The following is a 15478-nucleotide window of genomic DNA, read 5'->3' on the forward strand; positions in this document are numbered from 1 at the left end:
CACGATCACCCGACCGTGATCGTCGTTTTCCTGAGGGGCTGACCGTGCGCTACACCAAGCTCGCCGGCATGGACGTGTCCGAGATCTGCCTCGGCATGATGAGCTACGGAGATCCGTCGCTGGGCACTCATCCGTGGTCGTTGCAGGAAGAGGAGTCCCGGCCGTTCATCAAGGCCGCGATCGACGCCGGCATCAACTTCTTCGACACCGCGAACGTCTACTCCGCCGGGTCCTCGGAGGAGATCACCGGCCGCGCACTTCGTGACTTCGCGCGGCGGGAGGAGATCGTGCTCGCCACCAAGGTGCACGGTCGAATGCGCGACGGCGCGAACGGTGCGGGGCTGTCCCGCAAAGCGATCTTCGCCGAGATCGACGCCTCGTTGCGCCGGCTGGGCACCGACTACGTGGACCTGTACCAGATCCACCGCTTCGACAAGGCCGTTCCGCTCGAGGAGACCTTGGAGGCGCTGCACGACGTGGTGAAGTCCGGCAAGGCGCGTTACATCGGTGCGTCGTCCATGTACGCGTGGCAGTTCGCGAAGGCGTTGTTCACGCAACGCGCGAACGGCTGGACGCGGTTCGTGTCGATGCAGAACCACTACAACCTCCTCTACCGCGAGGAGGAGCGCGAGATGCTGCCGTTCTGCGCCGACCAGGGCATCGCCGTGATCCCGTGGAGCCCGCTCGCCCGCGGCCGCCTGACCCGCGACTGGGACGCCACCACCGCCCGCACGGAGACCGACGAGTTCGGGTCCACCCTGTACGTCGACTCCGACCGCGCGATCGTCGAGCAGGTGGCCGGCGTGGCCGCTGCCCGTGGCGTGTCCCGCGCCCAGGTCGCCCTCGCGTGGCTGCTGCGCAACCCCGTCGTGACGGCGCCGATCGTCGGCGTGACCAAGCCCGCGCAGCTCGACGACGCGGTGGCGGCGCTCGACTTCGAGCTGACCGAGGCCGAGGTGCGGTTGCTGGAGAGCTCCTACGAGCCGCACCGCATCGTCGGCCACGCCTGACCCGCGTCGTCGAGGGAAAACCGCAGAAACGCGTATAGACGGTTGGACACTCCGCAGATGCGGACATATACTCCCGGCTGTGCCGAATCTGCGGATCAGCGAGGCCGCCGCGTTGCTCGGGGTCAGTGACGACACCGTGCGCCGGTGGATAGAACAGGGGCGGCTGGCGAGCGTCGTTCTCGAGAACGGGCGCAAGGGCGTCAGCGGGACGGAGCTCGCCGAGTTCGCCCAGAAGATGACCGAGGTCGCCGAGCCGGGCACGACGGTCGCGGCTTCGGCGCGCAACCGGATGAAGGGCATCGTCACCCGCGTCGTGAAGGACGGGGTGATGGCCCAGGTCGACATGCAGGCCGGGCCGTTCCGCATCTCGTCGCTGATCAGCCGCGAGTCCGCCGACGAACTCGGGCTCGAGGTCGGCAGCGTCGCGGTCGCCTCCATCAAGTCGACCCACGTCGTCGTCGAGATTCCGGAGGCGTGAGGTGAAGCGCGTCCTCGTGCTGGCGCTCCTGCTGGCCGGCTGCGCGTCGCAGGCGAGCGACGGCGGTGAGATCACGGTGTTCGCGGCCGCGTCGCTGACGGAGTCGTTCACGAAGCTGGGCAAGGAGTTCGAGGCCGGTCACCCCGGTTCGAAGGTCAGGTTCAACTTCGCGGGCAGCTCGGCTCTCGCGCAGCAGATCAACCAGGGCGCGCCCGCCGACGTGTTCGCGTCGGCCGCGCCCGCGAACATGAAGCAGGTGACCGACACCGGGGCCGTCACGGCGTCGCCGGCGACGTTCGCGAAGAACTCGCTGCAGATCGCGGTACCCAAGGGCAATCCGGCCAGGATCAGCGGCCTGGACGACTTCGCCAAGGCCGGCCTGAAGATCGCGCTGTGCGCGGAGCAGGTGCCGTGCGGGACGGCGGCGCAGAAGGTCTTCGCGGCGGCGAAGATCACGGCCGCACCGGACACGCTGGAGCAGGACGTGAAGGCAGTGCTCACCAAGGTGGCGCTGGGCGAGGTCGACGCGGCACTCGTCTACCGCACCGACGTGAAGGCGAACGACAGGGTCGAGGGACTGGACTTCGCGGAGGCCGGCCAGGCCGTCAACGACTACCCGATCGCGCCGGCCGCCAAGGCTCCGAACGCCGCCACCGCCCAGGCTTTCGTCGACTTCGTGCTGTCGGACCAGGGCCGCGGGGTGCTCGCGGAAGCCGGTTTCGCGGCGCCGTGAGGTCGAGACTGCCGGTCGTCCTGGTCCTGCCCGCCGTGCTCGGGCTCGCGTTCCTGCTCGTGCCGCTGGCGGGCCTGCTCGTCGAGGCTCCCTGGTCGACGCTGCCGTCCCAGCTATTCAGCGCGGAGGTCGGCGAGGCGCTGAAGCTCTCGCTGGTCTGCGCGACGCTCGCGACGATCGTCTGCCTCGTGCTCGGGGTGCCGCTCGCATGGCTGCTGGCGCGCAGCGACCTGCCGGGCAGGGGCCTGCTCCGGGCGCTGGTCACCGTGCCGCTGGTCCTGCCGCCGGTGGTGGGCGGGGTGGCGTTGCTGCTGGTGCTCGGACGGCGCGGGCTGATCGGCCAGTACCTCGACCAGTGGTTCGGCGTCTCACTTCCGTTCACCACAACGGGAGTCGTGCTCGCCGAGGCGTTCGTCGCGATGCCGTTCCTGGTCATCTCGGTCGAGGGCGCGCTCAGGGCCGCCGATCCGCGTTACGAGGAGGCTGCCGCGACGCTCGGTGCGTCGCGCTGGCTGACGTTCCGGCGCGTGACGCTGCCCAGCGTCATGCCGGGGGTCGTCGCGGGGACCGTGCTGTGCTGGGCCCGCGCGCTCGGCGAGTTCGGCGCGACGATCACGTTCGCCGGCAACTTCCCCGGCCGGACGACCACCATGCCGCTGGCCGTCTACCTGGCGCTGGAGACGGATCCGGACGCCGCGATCGTGCTCAGCATCGTGCTGCTCCTCGTGTCCGTCGCCGTGCTGGCGGGCCTGCGCGACAAGTGGATCCGCGCATGACACTGCACGCCGAGCTCCGCGTCCGGCGCGACGCCTTCCGCCTCGAACTGGACCTCACCATCGAACCGGGCGAGGTCGTGGCGTTGCTCGGCCCCAACGGCGCGGGCAAGACCACCGCGCTCCGCGCCCTCGCCGGACTCACGCCGGGAAGCCGCGTCACCGGCAACGGGTCCACTTGGGACGATCTGCCGGCCGAGAGACGACCGATCGGCGTGGTGTTCCAGGACTATCTGCTGTTCGCGCACATGACGGCGCTCGACAACGTCGCGTTCGGTCTGCGCGCCCGCGGCGCCCGCAAGGCCGAGGCCAACGCCCGCGCCCTCGACGGCCTGAAGCAGGTCGGGCTCGAGGACTTCGCCAAAGCCAAGCCCCGCAGCCTTTCCGGGGGCCAAGCTCAGCGCGTCGCACTGGCCCGCGCGCTCGCCACCTCACCGGAACTGCTGCTGCTCGACGAACCTTTGGCCGCGTTGGACGCGAGCACCCGGTTGCGCGTGCGGGCCGAACTCGGCAAGCACCTGCGGAACTACCAGGGCCACACGCTCCTGGTCACCCACGATCCGTTGGACGCGATGGTGCTCGCCGATCGGATCGTCATCCTGGAGAACGGCCGTGTGGTCCAGGAGGGCACACCGCGCGAGGTCGTCCGGCAGCCCCGCACCGACTACGTCGCCCACCTCGTCGGCCTCAACTTCTACCGCGGTGTGGCACAAGGCACCGAGGTCCGGCTCGAAGACGACGGCGGCACGCTCACGATCGCGGAACCGGCGGACGGCCCGGTGCACGTGGTGTTCCCGCCGTCCGCGGTGAGCCTGTTCCCGTCCCAGCCCGCCGGCAGCCCGCGCAACACCTGGCAGGCAACGGTGTCCGGCATCGAACAGCACGCCCACACCACCCGCGTCGACCTCGACGGCTCCCCCTCTGTGCTCGCCGACATCACCACGGCGACAGTCGCCGAGCTGCGACTGCAACCCGGTGACGCGCTGTGGGCATCGCTGAAGGCCACGGAGATCCACACCTATCCCCGCTGAGCACTCCCGTTCCAGGCTCACCGCGCGGGCAACGCCGCCAGTTTCCGGGAAGCTTCGGACTCACCCCAGCGGAACCCGATCCGCCGCGACAGCTCGACGGCCTCCGCGTACGAGGCGCGTGCCTCGGCGGCTCGTCCCGCCAGCTCGTGCACGATGCCGCGGTCGAGCAGCACGCCCGCCTCGATCTGCCTGTCCCCCACCGAACGCGCGAGCCGCAACGCCTCCTCGGCCAGGTCCAGCGCCTGGTCCAGGGAGCCGAGCCGGCGGTGGGCGTCGGCCATGTTCGCCAGCGCGTGCAGCTCGCCGGACCTGTCGCCGCAGGCCCGCAGCGTCACCAGCGTCTCCTCGTAGCAGACCAGCGCGGCGGGCAGATCGCCCAGCGCCGCGTGCACCAGTCCCAGGTTCGTGCGCACGTAGGCCGCGCCCTGCGCGTCGTCCAGTTCCTCCCGCAACGCCAGTGAGGCTTCCAGCGAGGTCAACGCGGCGGGCAGGTCGCGGCGGCGCCAGTGCGCGATGCCGAGGTTGTTGAGCGTCACGGCTTCGAGCCGGCGGTCGTGCAGGTCTCGGGCCAGCGCCAGGGCCGCGGTCCAGTGCCGCAGCGCCTCGGCGAACCTGAACCCGCGCTCGCAGGCCGCGCCGAGTTCCTTCAACGCCAGCGCTTCCGCCCGGACGTCGCCGAGCGACCGCGCGGCCTCCAGGGCGAGGGTGTTGAGCGCGGCCCAGTCCGCGACCTCGGAGCGGCGGCGGAAGTACCAGGAGAGCCCGGCGGCGAACGCGATCGCGTCGGCGGGCGAGGCCTGGTGCGCGGCGGCGATCAGGTTGTCCCGCTCCTCGGCCAGCCAGAGGTCGGCCGGGTTGTCCGCCAGCGCTTCCAGGTAGTGCTTGTGCAGGCGCTCCAGTGCCAGCGACCGTTCCTCGGCCGACTCCGAGCCACGGCACCGCTCACGTGCGAAGAGGCGCAGCAGGTCGTGCAGCGCGAACCGGCCGGGCACCGGCTCCTCGACCAGGTGTGCGCCGGCCAGCTCCGCGAGGAGCTCCTCCACGTCCGGCACGTCGGTCAGCGCACGGGCCGCCGCGACCGCGAAGTCGGGGCCGTCCAGGAGCCCGAGCAGCCGGAAGACCCGTGCCACGGCGGGAGATCCGAGCTCGGCGTAGCTGACCTCGAACGCCGCGCGCGCCGCGACGTCACCGAGCTCGTCGAGGCGGCGCGTCTCGTCCGCCAGCCGCGCCGCCAGCAGCGGCGCCGTCCACTGTGGACGAGCGGCGAGCAGGGCACCCGCGATGTGCAACGCCAGCGGCAGTCCTCCGCACCACCGCACGAGTTCCGCCGCGTCCCCGACCTGACCGGCGACACCCTCCAGCAGCCCGCGCGCCTCTTCCAGTGGCAGCGCGCCGAGTTTCACGTAGGACGCGCCGTGCAGCGCGGCGAGCGGGCGGCGGGACGTGATCAGCACGGCCGAACCGGGTCCGGTCGGCAGCAGACGCTGGACCTGGGCGGCGGTGGCAACGTTGTCCAGTACCACCAGCAACCTGCGCGACGCGGTGACTGACCGGTAGCGCAGGGCCTCCTCGTCGCCGGGCCGTTCCCCGAGCGCGCGCAGGAACTGGCTCAGGATCCGGTCGGAGGCGCCGTCAGAGAGGTCCGCGTAGAGCTGGCCGTCCGGGAACCTCGCCGCGATCTCGTGCGCCGCCCGCACCGCGAGCGCCGACTTGCCGATGCCCGCCTGCCCGGTGATCACGCAGACCACGACCCGGTCCTGCCGGGTCCGCGCCGTGATCAGGCCCAGCTCCCGCGCACGCCCGGCGAACGTGACGACGTCCGGCGGCAGTTGCCGGGCCGCCTGTGCGCCAACGGGTTTCGCGCGCAGGATCTCGACCTGGAGCCTCCTCAGCGACTCCCCCGGCTCGACGCCGAGCTCGTCGGACAGCACCCGGCGGCACTCCTGGTAGGCGGCGAGCGCCTCCGCCGCCCGGCCCGCGCGGTGCAGCGCGACCATCTGCTGCTCGCGCAGGCGTTCGTGCAACGGGTGCTCCCGCACCCACTCGTTGAGGTCCGCCACGACCTCGACGTGCCGGCCCAGATCGAGCTCCGCCTCGGCGCACTCCACCCGCGCGGCCAGCCGCAGTTCCTCCAGCTGCGCGACGACCCCGCGCAGCAGTCCGGACGCGGCGAGATCGGCGAGAGCCGGCCCGCGCCACAACGCGAGCGCCTCCCGGTAGCGCTGCGGCGTGCGTTCCCGGCGGGCGACGTCGAGCAACTCGGTGAACCTGGTCAGGTCGAGCTCGGCCGGGTCGATCGACATGAGGTAGCCGGGCGCGCGCGACAGCAGCCGCGATCCCACGATCTTGCGCAGCTGGTAGACGTAGACCTGCAGGTTCTTCAACGCCGTCTTGGGCGGCGCGTCGTCCCACAGCACGCTGATCAGCCGGTCGACCGCCAACACCCGCCCCGGCTGCGCGAGCAGCAGCGCGAGCACGGCCCGTTGCTTGGGCGGCCCAAGGCTCAGACGCACGCCGTCGTCGGCGTAACACTCCACCGGCCCGAGCACCCGGAACTCCACAGCTCCCGATCGTAACTACCGAACGCACATGTCCGTCATGTCCGCCGCGTGCCCAGCCCGTCCCGGCTCCGGGGTTGTCTCGCGGTGGTGGGGTCCCATCATCGACACCTACTTGACATCCGCCGTCAAGTAGCTGCTACCTTGAGCCGGTGCCGACCACCTCGGAACACGTGGACCTGCGGGACGACCTGATCCGGCTCGTGACGAGCCGCCTGCTCGACCCGCTGGAGATCCTTCTGCCACAGGCCGATCTCGATGGCCTCCGGTCCTCCGTCGAGGCCGACGCCGAGATGTGGGCGGCCCAACTGCTGGGCCCCGACGACGCCCTGGCCAAGCAGGTCGCCATCCGCCTGATGGCCGTCCTGTATCCCGGCGACGCACCGTTCGACCCGCCGGAACGCTGGTGGGCGACGCCGCTGGGCCGCGTCACCGCGCGCAGGGCCGGCCACCCGAGCAGGGAGAACGTGTCGCTGGGGGTGGCCGGCGCGATGCTCGGCATCACGAGGCAGGGCGTGCACGACCTCGTGCACCGCAACAAGCTCCTGCGGCATCCGGACGGCGGCGTGACCGTCGACTCGATCCGCGCCCGGCTCGGCCTGAGGAGAGAACAGTGAAGCTCGCGGCCACCGACTTCGGCGGCGAAGGCCGGCCGTTCCTGCTCCTGCACGGCCTGGGCGGCGACAGGTCCGTCTGGGCACCGCTGGCGCCACACCTGGACGGGCGTGCCGTGGCGGTCGACCTGCGCGGGCACGGCGAGTCTCCCGACGGCCCCTGGGAGTGGGAGGCGGTGCTCGACGACCTCGACGCCACGACCCTCCACTTCGGACTCGGCAACCCCGTCGTCGTCGGGCACTCGCTGGGGGGCGTCCTCGCCAGCCGGTGGGCGCTGCGGCACCCGTCGTGCCCGGCGGCGGTGAGCCTGGACGGACATCGTTCCGCCACCACGCATCCGGCGAACTACGAGGGCCTTCCCGCCGGCGAGGTGACCGAGGGCCTGGCTCGCCTGAACGCCCTCTTCACCGCCCAGCTGGAGATGATCACCCGGCCGGGCCCCGAGATCACCGGCGTGCTCCGAACCGCGCCCGAGTTCCTGGACGCCCTGCCGACGTTCGCCGGGGTGACCAGCCCGTTCCTGCTGGTGCTGGCGGCTCGCACCCTGCCGGTGCCGCCCGACCTCCTGCCGCTGATGGACGCCCACCGCGAGGGACTGCGCCGCGACCTGCCGTCGGTCTGCCCGAACGTGCGCGTGCACGAGATCGACGCGACGCACGGCATGGTGTCCGAACGGCCGCAGGAGGTCGCCGCGATCGTCAATCACTTCGTGAAGAGCCGCCTCAGCGCCTGACGGGCCCGCCGCGGCGCCGCGGTGTCGTGTTCGAGCTGCAGGAAGTGGTTGAGCGCCAGCATGATCCCGAGCAACTCGTAGATCAGCTGGTCGACGTCCGTGTCCGCGGCGAGGTCCCCGTCGCTGATCGCGCGCCGGATGTGGATCCTCAGGTCCCGGCGCCACAACGCGTTCATCCCGGCCAGGGCGTCCCGCACGCGTCCGCTGCGGTCGTCGAACTCGGTCGTCGCCGCGGTGAAGAAACACCCACCGGGCAACACGTTGCGCTCGAGGTAGGAGACCCAGGCCTCGCAGACCTCCAGCAGCCGCACCAGTCCGGACGGCATCTGCTTGACCTTGCCGGGAACCTCCCGCTGGAACACCTCGGCCGCCTGGTCGACCACGGCGAGCTGCAGGGCCTCCTTGGTCCTGAAGTGCCCCAGCAACCCGGCCTTGCTCATCCCGAGCTCCGCCGCGAGCCGCCCGATCGTCAGCCCCTCCAGCCCTTCCGCCGAGGCGATGGCCAGGCTGTGGTCGAGGATGCGCTGCCGTGTCTCGCGGGTGTCGGCGACAGATCTGCGCGGGCTCATCCGAGTAGTTTACGTCTCTTTAGCTACCGACCGATCGGTTGCTATATTCGGGCCGTCGCCTGGCCCGAAGGAGCACACCTTGTCCGGATCCCGTCTCGTCGCGCTAGGCCACCACCAGCCAGAACGGGTGCTGACCAACGCAGACCTGGAACGAATGGTGGACACCAACGACGAGTGGATCCGCCAGCGCACCGGCATCGCCACCCGCCGCATCGCCGCGGAGACCGAGTCGGTGGCCGACATGGCCTCCGAGGCCGGCGCCAAGGCACTGGCCGCCTCGGGCCTGGCCCCGTCCGACATCGGCCAGGTCATCGTCGCCACCTGCTCGGCCATCGACCGCAGCCCCTCGACGGCGGCCCAGGTCGCCGGCCGGCTGGGCATCCCCTCCGCGGTCTGCTTCGACCTCAACAACGCCTGCGCGGGCTTCTGCACCGCCCTCGCCACGGCCGACCACACCCTCCGCGCCGGCGCGGCACGGCACGCCCTGGTGATCGGCGCCGAGAAGATGTCCGACCTGGTCGACTGGACCGACCGCTCGTCCTGCATCCTCCTCGGCGACGGCGCGGGCGCCGCCGTGGTCAGCTCCTCCCCCGACGCCCTGGTCGGTCCGGTCGTCTGGGGATCGGACCCGACGCGCGGCAACGCCGTCCGCCTCGTCGACGAGTGGCAACCCCGCTTCGCCCAGGAGGGTCAGGCCGTCTTCCGCTGGGCCACCAGCGAACTCCCGGCCGTGGCCGTCCAGGCCTGCGAACGCGCGGGCATCGCCGTCACCGACCTCGCCGCGGTGGTCACCCACCAGGCCAACCTGCGCATCATCGAGGCCATGACCCGCCGGCTCGGCCTGCGCGACGACGTGGTGATCGGCCGGGACGTGGTCGAGTCCGGCAACACGTCCGCCGCCTCGGTGCCGCTCGCTCTGTCCAAAATGGCCGAACGCGGCGAGCTTCCCTCCGGCCGGCCCGTCCTGCTCTTCGCTTTCGGCGGCGGGCTCTCGTGGGCGGGCCAGGTGATCACCGCTCCCTGAAGTCCCCAACGGGAACCCGTCCCGCAGGCGACCGGCGGAACAAACTCGCCGGAGCCACCCTTCCTCAGGGCGACTCCGGCGAAGTCCACAGGGACGAGCTCGGTCTCAGCCGGCGGCCTTGGCGGCCCGGCGGTCGGCCGCGTCCAGCACCGCCCGGATCCAGTCCAGTTCCTCGGTCCCGCAGGCGCCTTCGGCCGCGGCCCGCCGCAACCGGACCCACAACCCCAGGTCGGTCCACTCCTGGAACCGCCGGTGCACGGTCGGCACGGTCACCCCGAACGACGCGGGCAGATGCCGCCAGGCACACCCGGAGGACAGCACGAACACGATCGCGGTGAACACCGACCGGTTGCACACCCGCCCACGTCCGCCACCCTGCCGGCGCACCTTGGCCGGCGGGATCAACGGCTCGATGACGGCCCACAGGTTCGGCGAGACCAGCCGCGCCGAAAGCTGTTCGATGACGTCACCGCGACCGGTCTCCACACCGTGTTCGGACCACGCGGCGGTGCGCATCCAGGCTTCCTGGCGCGGCTCCAGGTCCTGCCGCGGCGCCACGTCGGCGGGCCGGGTGTCCTGGCGGGCGGACTCGGCGCGCTGACGGGAGCGGAGCAGGGTGGCCAGAGCGGTCTCCTCGGCCGGGGTGCGGCGCTGCGGGACGGCGTAGGCCTGGTGCTGCTGGGCATGGCGGATCTCGGCGCCGACGGTGCGGCGGAACGACGGGTTCGCCGCCAGGCGCGGGTCCACCGGCTGGCCGTACCGCGTCGGGACCGGGGCCTGGCGAGCCTGGGGTTGCGCGTGGCGCGGCGGCACGGGGCGCCCTGGCACCTGACGGGGCGGGACCTGGCGCGCGAGTCGCGGGTCCGGGGTACGAGCGAACTGTGAGTCGGTCATGGTGTGGTCCTCCGCCAGGACTTTTCCGTCAGGTGACAGCGCTCACAGTAAGAAGGCACCCCGAAAACGGGTAAGTACGTAGGCCATAAAAGGCGATGAACGGGCGTGCGGTGCCGATACGCGGCTGGCCCTGTTGAGACGAGTGGCGCACGGTCTGCGACGAACGGATAACCGGTCGTGTTTTAAACCCCACGACCGAGTGGAACTGACCGCTCACGGAGAGCAGCCCCTCTGACGGCGATGGAGCGATCGTTGACGCCAGAGATACCGTTCGAACCGTGAAGCTCTTGGCCACCAGCGACCTGCACGTCTCCTACCAGGACAACCGTGACGTGGTGGAGGCGATCGCCGCACCGGATCCGGGTGACTGGCTGATCATCGCCGGGGACATCGCGGAGAAGTTCGCCTCCGTCGAATGGACGCTGCGGACGCTCCGCCCGAAGTTCGCGAAGGTGATCTGGTCGCCGGGCAACCACGAGCTCTGGACCACGAAGGACGACCCGAACCAGGCACGCGGCGAGATGCGCTACAAGCAGCTCGTGGAGCTGTGCCGCAGCCTCGACGTGATCACGCCGGAGGACCCGTACGTCACGTTCGAGAGCGCGAATGGATCGGTAACTGTCTGTCCACTGTTCCTGGGCTACGACTACTCCTTTCGGCCGCCCGGCGCCACGGACGTGGAGTCGGCCCTCGCCATCGCGCACGAGGCGGGCGTGGTGTGCACGGACGAGTACTTCCTGCACCCCGACCCGTACCCGTCGCGCGAGGCGTGGTGCCAGGCACGCGTGAAGGAGACGGCGGAGCGGCTCGGGCAGATCACCGGCCCGACCGTGCTGATCAACCACTACCCGCTCGTCCGCGACCCCACGTTCGTGCTGCGCTACCCGGAGTTCGCGCTCTGGTGCGGCACGACGCTGACCGCCGACTGGCACAAGCGGTTCAACGCGGTCGAGATGGTCTACGGCCACCTGCACATCCCCCGCACGACGCACTACGACGGCGTGCGCTTCGACGAGGTCTCGCTCGGCTATCCGCGCGAGTGGAAACCACGCGGCACCACCAGGGTGAAGCTGCACGACGTGCTGCGGGAGTCGTGAAAGTGCTGGAACAACTTCTTCCCCCGCCCATCGCGGCAGTGGAGCGGTACGACGACGACCAGCCCGTCGAGCTCTTCCCCGAGGAGGAGGCGCTACTGGGCAACGCCGTGCCCAAGCGCCGGTTCGAGTTCGGCACGGCCCGCGCGTGCGCCCGCGAGGCCATGCGGCACCTCGGCGTCGAGCCGGCCGCGATCCTGCCGGGCCCGAAGCGCGAGCCGCAGTGGCCGGACGGCCTCGTCGGCAGCCTGACGCACTGCGCGGGCTACCGGGCCGCGGCGCTCGCGAGGAAGAGCGACTTCCAGACGATCGGCATCGACGCCGAACCGCACGCCCCGGCACCGGACGGCGTGCTGGGCGCGATCGCGATCCCGGCCGAGCTCGCCAGGATGCCCGGCCTGAAGCTCGACGACCCGAAGATCTGCTGGGACCGGCTGCTGTTCAGCGCCAAGGAGACCACCTACAAGGCCTGGTACCCGATCACCCGGCGGTGGCTCGGCTTCGAGGACGCGGACATCACCCTCGACGCCGGCGGCACCTTCCACTCCCGCATCCTGCTGCCCGACACCCCGGTCGCCGGGTTCCAGGGCCGCTGGCTGGTGCAGGGCGACATCCTCGTCACCGCCATCGCCGTGCCCGCCGGGTAGGGGTCATTTCCCGGAACAGGCCACACGGGTGTCGGATTGATCAACCATGGTGCACAGTGGTGGGGTGAACCCTCGACCGCCGGGAGGCCACCATGGGCGAGGACGTCGCGAAGCACGAGTTCACGCGCGAGGACCGCACGCGGTACCGCACGAAGGTGCGGCGGTGCCTCGACGTGTTCGCGCGGATGCTCCGTGAGGCGCGGTTCGACTTCGAAAGGCCGATGACCGGTCTCGAGATCGAGATCAACCTCATCGACGAGCACGGCGACCCGGCGATGAAGAACCACGAGGCCCTGAACGTCATCGACGACCCGGACTTCGTGACCGAGCTCGGCCAGTGGAACATCGAGATCAACGTGGCCCCGCGCCGGCTCGCGGGCGGCGGCATCACGGCGTTCGAGGAGACCGTGCGCCGCAGCCTCAACTCCGCCGAGGAGAAGGCCCGCGGCGTCGGCGCGCACATGGTCATCAACGGCATCCTGCCGACCCTGCGCTCCAAGCACATCTCGCCCGACCTGCTCTCCGGCAACCCGCGCTACGCGCTGCTCAACGAGCAGGTGCTGGCCGCCCGCGGCGAGGACCTGCAGATCTCCATCGACGGCGTCGAGCGGTTGCACCTCACGTCCAGCTCGATCGTCCCCGAGGCCGCCTGCACGAGCACGCAGCTGCACCTGCAGGTGAGCCCCGAGCAGTTCCCCGCCTACTGGAACGCCGCCCAGGCCATCGCGGGCGTGCAGGTCGCGGTGGGCGCGAACTCGCCGTTCTTCCTCGGCAAGGAGCTGTGGCGCGAGACCCGCATCGCGCTGTTCCAGCAGGCCACCGACACCCGCGGCGACGAGCTCAAGGCCCAGGGCGTGCGGCCGCGCGTGTGGTTCGGCGAGCGGTGGATCAACTCGATCTTCGACCTGTTCGAGGAGAACGTCCGCTACTTCCCGGCGTTGCTGCCGATCACCGACGACGAGGACCCGCTGGCCGTGCTCGACAAGGGCGACACGCCCTCGTTGAGCGAGCTGAAGCTGCACAACGGCACCATCTACCGGTGGAACCGGCCGGTGTACGACGTGGTGCGCGACCGCCCGCACCTGCGCGTCGAGAACCGCGTGCTGCCCGCCGGTCCGACGATCGTCGACACCCTGGCCAACGCCGCGCTGTACTTCGGCCTCGTGCGGGCGCTTGCGGAGGACGAGCGTCCACTGTGGTCACAGATGAGCTTCCAGGCGGCCGAGGAGAACTTCAACGCCGCCTCCCGCAACGGCATGGACGCCCAGATGTACTGGCCCGGCGTCGGCACGGTGCCGGTCGTCGAACTGGTGCTGCGCCGGTTGCTGCCGCTCGCCCACGAAGGACTGATCCGGTGGGGCGTCGAGTCGTCGGAGCGTGATCGTTTACTGGGCGTCATCGAGCAGCGGTGCCTGAGCGGCGTGAACGGCGCCACCTGGCAGGCGCGGGAGTTCCACCGGCACTACGACCACACGCACCTGGACCGGGCGGACGCGCTGCGCACGATGCTGCGGACCTACGTGGACCTGATGCACGCCAACGAACCCGTCCACACCTGGCCCCTGACGTAGAAGAACGGGTGTAGCCGCAAGCGGCTACACCCGTTCAACAGGTCAAGACACAGGGAAGTTATCCGATGTCCTGATGCGCTCACGCACCCAGACACCGGCCGGCTTCAACACGCCGGTCCCCGCGAACGTGGTGCCCGAGCAGGTGCCGGTCTTGAACACCGCACCCGTCAGACCGTCGTCGGAGAAGTTCCAGTTGGCCCACGAGATCTTCTTGCGCGCCATCAGGTCGATGTACTTCTGCGACATGGTGAAGTCGTTGCTGCCACCACCGGACGCGGCCTGCGTGCCGAACTCGGTCACGAACACCGGGACCTGGCTCGACACCCGGTCCAGGACGCTCAGGTACTCGTCCCGGTGGGCCTGGGCGTAGAAGTGGAACGAGTACATGAAGTTGGTCGCGTTGACCCGGTTGTTCAGCACCTCGGACGGGTCGTCGCCGTCGGAGTGGCCGAAGGTCGACCAGCCGTTCGTGCCCGAGACGATGAGGCTGTCCGAGTCGATGTTGCGGATGACCGGGATCATCTGCTCGGCGTAGGACTTGACCCGCGACCACGACGTGCCGTTGGGCTCGTTCGCGATGTCGTAGATGATGTTGGTCTTGTCCTTGTGCCGCTGGGCGATCTCGGTGAAGAACGTCTTGGCGCGGGACAGGTTGTAGTTCGGGTCACCGGGCGAGAGCTGGTGCCAGTCGACGAGGACGTAGATGCCGCGGCGCGTGGCTTCCTCGATGTAGCCGTGCATCATGTCGGTGAACTTGCGGGGGTTGGTCTCGTAACCGTCTTCCTGGATGTACATGGCGACGCGGATGAAGTCCGCCTTCCAGTCGTTCACCAGCGCGTCCCACCACTGGGACTTCGAGCACTGGTGGTACCACTGGATGCCGTGCGTGCTCATGCCGCGCAACTGGATCGGGTTGCCGTACTGGTTGCACAGCTGCACGCCGCACACGCGCAACAGGCCGTTGATGTCGTGTGGCCTGGTGCCGCCGGGCGTTCCCGGCTGCGTGCGCACCGTGACGGAGTTCGACGCGCCGGAGAGGTTGCCCGCCGCGTCACGTGCCTGCACGGTGAAGGTGTACGAGGTGTCCGGCGTCAGGCCGCTCACGGTGTGCGTGGTGCCGGTCGCGGTCTGCCCGTTGGACAGCACGTAGCCGGTCACGCCCACGTTGTCGGTGGACGCGTTCCACGCCAGTGACACCGAGGACGCGGTGGTGCCGGTCGAGCGCAGGCTGCCGGGCGCCGTCGGGGCGACGGTGTCCGGCGTGCCGGACTGGGCGTCGACGTCGACGCGGTCCAGGTTCGGGCCGCCGTTGGACGTCGTCGCGACGGTCCTGATCTTGTTCGAGCCCGCGTTCAGGTTCACGGTGGTGCTGCGGGTCGTCCAGGACGTCCACGCACCCGTGCTCGGGAACGAGAACGCGCCCGCCGCCAGCGCGCCATTCACCGAGATGTCCATCGGGCGGTTGGCCGTCTGGCCGTTGGCGAACCGGAAGGTGAGCGTCGCGGGGCCGGCGTTGGCAGCGGTCACGGTGAACTCGACCGAGCTGCCCACCTCGTTGTCGAAGTTGACGAAGCCGGAACCGGTGAAGCCGGAGTGGTTGGACTCGACGAGGCCGTTGGAGATCGACGCGCTTTCCGCCTGGTACTGGACGGGAGCGGCGACCGCGACGGCCGGAACGGCCAGCGCCAGGGCTGCTGGGACCACCAGGTACAGGGATCTGGCAACGTACAGGGATCTGGCCACAGGTG

The 15478-nt window shown here is 70.4% G+C and carries 14 protein-coding genes and 1 pseudogene; 11 read left to right on the forward strand and 4 right to left on the reverse strand.

From position 1 onward, the window contains the following. Window positions 1-44 precede the first annotated feature (44 nt). The 5 genes from ACRSBM_RS23625 to ACRSBM_RS23645 all read left to right on the forward strand — a co-directional run bounded on the left by ACRSBM_RS23625 (window position 45) and on the right by ACRSBM_RS23645 (window position 4025). Entirely contained in the window at window positions 45-1010 is a 966-nt protein-coding gene (locus tag ACRSBM_RS23625; protein ID WP_434446077.1) for an aldo/keto reductase, read from the forward strand. A 79-nt stretch (window positions 1011-1089) separates the two neighbouring features. Next, window positions 1090-1488 carry a TOBE domain-containing protein gene (locus ACRSBM_RS23630; RefSeq protein WP_434446078.1) on the forward strand — a complete coding sequence of 133 codons (399 nt, stop codon included), beginning with the start codon at window positions 1090-1092 and terminating at the stop codon, window positions 1486-1488. A gap of 1 nt (window position 1489) precedes the next feature. Further along, window positions 1490-2221, forward strand: coding sequence for a molybdate ABC transporter substrate-binding protein (modA, locus tag ACRSBM_RS23635; RefSeq protein ID WP_434446080.1), 732 nt, complete (start codon window positions 1490-1492; stop codon window positions 2219-2221). Continuing rightward, window positions 2218-2997, forward strand: a complete 780-nt coding sequence (modB, locus tag ACRSBM_RS23640; RefSeq protein ID WP_434446082.1) for a molybdate ABC transporter permease subunit — start codon at window positions 2218-2220, stop codon at window positions 2995-2997. The genes modA and modB overlap by 4 nt, the downstream gene beginning before the upstream one ends. Then, a complete protein-coding gene (locus ACRSBM_RS23645; RefSeq protein WP_434446084.1) occupies window positions 2994-4025 on the forward strand; it encodes an ABC transporter ATP-binding protein in 1032 nt (343 codons plus the stop codon). The genes modB and ACRSBM_RS23645 overlap by 4 nt, the downstream gene beginning before the upstream one ends. A gap of 17 nt (window positions 4026-4042) precedes the next feature. Here ACRSBM_RS23645 and ACRSBM_RS23650 read toward each other — a convergent pair whose 3' ends face one another. Continuing rightward, window positions 4043-6586, reverse strand: a complete 2544-nt coding sequence (locus tag ACRSBM_RS23650; protein WP_434446086.1) for a BTAD domain-containing putative transcriptional regulator — start codon at window positions 6584-6586, stop codon at window positions 4043-4045. A gap of 149 nt (window positions 6587-6735) precedes the next feature. Between ACRSBM_RS23650 and ACRSBM_RS23655 the strand changes: the two genes are divergently transcribed. Continuing rightward, window positions 6736-7200, forward strand: coding sequence for a hypothetical protein (locus tag ACRSBM_RS23655; protein WP_434446088.1), 465 nt, complete (start codon window positions 6736-6738; stop codon window positions 7198-7200). Further along, window positions 7197-7931: an alpha/beta fold hydrolase gene (locus tag ACRSBM_RS23660; protein WP_434446090.1), complete on the forward strand. Its 735-nt coding sequence runs from the start codon at window positions 7197-7199 to the stop codon at window positions 7929-7931. The genes ACRSBM_RS23655 and ACRSBM_RS23660 overlap by 4 nt, the downstream gene beginning before the upstream one ends. On the opposite strand, the gene ACRSBM_RS23665 is transcribed toward ACRSBM_RS23660, so the two are convergent. Continuing rightward, window positions 7901-8500 (reverse strand): TetR/AcrR family transcriptional regulator, encoded by a 600-nt coding sequence (locus ACRSBM_RS23665; RefSeq protein ID WP_434446092.1) that lies wholly within the window; start codon window positions 8498-8500, stop codon window positions 7901-7903. The two genes, ACRSBM_RS23660 and ACRSBM_RS23665, sit on opposite strands and share 31 nt — an antisense overlap. Window positions 8501-8579: 79 nt before the next feature. Here ACRSBM_RS23665 and ACRSBM_RS23670 point away from each other — a divergent pair, with 79 nt between their 5' ends. Next, entirely contained in the window at window positions 8580-9524 is a 945-nt protein-coding gene (locus tag ACRSBM_RS23670) for a beta-ketoacyl-ACP synthase III (RefSeq protein ID WP_434446094.1), read from the forward strand. A 117-nt stretch (window positions 9525-9641) separates the two neighbouring features. Here the strand turns inward: ACRSBM_RS23670 and ACRSBM_RS23675 are convergent. Beyond that, window positions 9642-10040 (reverse strand): annotated as a pseudogene (locus ACRSBM_RS23675) (transposase); the annotation flags it as partial. 656 nt (window positions 10041-10696) lie between these two features. Here ACRSBM_RS23675 and ACRSBM_RS23680 point away from each other — a divergent pair. The 3 genes from ACRSBM_RS23680 (at window position 10697) to ACRSBM_RS23690 (ending at window position 13730) form a co-directional block, all read left to right on the forward strand. Continuing rightward, a complete protein-coding gene (locus ACRSBM_RS23680; protein WP_434446096.1) occupies window positions 10697-11515 on the forward strand; it encodes a metallophosphoesterase family protein in 819 nt (272 codons plus the stop codon). Then, complete coding sequence (locus ACRSBM_RS23685; RefSeq protein WP_434446098.1) at window positions 11512-12159, forward strand: 4'-phosphopantetheinyl transferase family protein; 648 nt, start codon at window positions 11512-11514, stop codon at window positions 12157-12159. Before ACRSBM_RS23680 ends, ACRSBM_RS23685 begins: the two co-directional genes overlap by 4 nt. Window positions 12160-12251: 92 nt before the next feature. Beyond that, the gene (locus tag ACRSBM_RS23690) at window positions 12252-13730 is read left to right on the forward strand and encodes a glutamate--cysteine ligase (RefSeq protein ID WP_434446100.1); all 1479 of its coding nucleotides are present in this window, start codon (window positions 12252-12254) and stop codon (window positions 13728-13730) included. A gap of 42 nt (window positions 13731-13772) precedes the next feature. On the opposite strand, the gene ACRSBM_RS23695 is transcribed toward ACRSBM_RS23690, so the two are convergent. Continuing rightward, a complete protein-coding gene (locus ACRSBM_RS23695) occupies window positions 13773-15473 on the reverse strand; it encodes a cellulase family glycosylhydrolase (RefSeq protein ID WP_434446102.1) in 1701 nt (566 codons plus the stop codon). Window positions 15474-15478 lie beyond the last annotated feature (5 nt).

Source organism: Lentzea xerophila (genome assembly GCF_051094245.1).
Classification (GTDB): Bacteria; Actinomycetota; Actinomycetes; order Mycobacteriales; family Pseudonocardiaceae; genus Lentzea; species Lentzea xerophila.

What these genes read in the sequence shown, in the direction of transcription:
- ACRSBM_RS23645 (WP_434446084.1), top strand. Translation starts at nt 2,994, where the DNA reads ATGACACTGCACGCCGAGCTCCGCGTCCGGCGCGACGCCTTCCGCCTC.
- ACRSBM_RS23665 (WP_434446092.1), bottom strand. Translation starts at nt 8,500, where the DNA reads ATGAGCCCGCGCAGATCTGTCGCCGACACCCGCGAGACACGGCAGCGC.
- ACRSBM_RS23690 (WP_434446100.1), top strand. Translation starts at nt 12,252, where the DNA reads ATGGGCGAGGACGTCGCGAAGCACGAGTTCACGCGCGAGGACCGCACG.